Origin of the sequence: Vaccinium witches'-broom phytoplasma str. VAC (assembly GCF_000309405.1) — a bacterium.
Classification (GTDB): domain Bacteria; phylum Bacillota_I; class Bacilli_A; order Acholeplasmatales; family Acholeplasmataceae; genus Phytoplasma.
Map to the genome: position 1 here is coordinate 1 of NZ_AKIN01000166.1, position 714 is coordinate 714.

1 protein-coding gene and 1 pseudogene are annotated in these 714 nt (G+C 25.8%); both read left to right on the plus strand.

The features are described from left to right. Nucleotides 1-210 (plus strand): annotated as a pseudogene (locus RI68_RS02705) (endonuclease); the annotation flags it as partial. Between the two features lie 73 nt (nt 211-283). Beyond that, nucleotides 284-652: a DUF2963 domain-containing protein gene (locus tag RI68_RS02710; RefSeq protein ID WP_017193704.1), complete on the plus strand. Its 369-nt coding sequence runs from the start codon at nt 284-286 to the stop codon at nt 650-652. Nucleotides 653-714: the final 62 nt, after the last annotated feature.

Here is a 714-nt window from a genome sequence, read left to right on the forward strand (position 1 = left end):
TCAATGTCACTCTATTGTTCTCAAGCGCACTTTGCTTACTTTTTAGTTTATTTTCATGACACTAATTATCATGTAGTACGAATTTATCCAGATAATCATTTTATTTCTAAAATGATTAAAGATAGTCAAAAATACTTAGCCCTTTTAACCAAATCCAAAGAAGAATTAGAAAAAACTACTTATTTAAAACAATTAAGGAAAATCAAATAATTAATTAATACTTTTAGACCTTCAAATTGAAGGTCTTTTTTTATGCCCAAATTAAGATTAAAAGGAGAAAACAATGAAAACAACCAAAAAAGAATTTATTGACAATTACGGATATAAAGTTATTCAAGAATACGATAAAGATACTGGTACATCTATTAAAGACATTTTTTATCAACTTGATGGTAAAACTATTCATTACATAGATGAATACGACAAAGCTACTAGCAATATTATTAAAAAAACTGTGTATCGACTTGATGGAAAAACTATTGACTATGCATATGAATACGATAAAAAGTATCGTAACATGTTTAAATATATTGAATATCAACCTGATGGAATAACTTTTAAAGAAAAAAGCGAATACGATTATGATGAAGAACCAATCACAACAACATATTACAATCTCGATGGAACAATTAGTGATATCATTAACTTTTAAAAATCCAACAAAAATCAAAAAAAGGAGAAAACAATGATGAAATTAATCGTTTTTGAAGGACT

Bases quoted from the DNA above. Each gene is read 5' to 3' on its own strand.
- RI68_RS02710 (WP_017193704.1), top strand. From the start codon at position 284: ATGAAAACAACCAAAAAAGAATTTATTGACAATTACGGATATAAAGTT.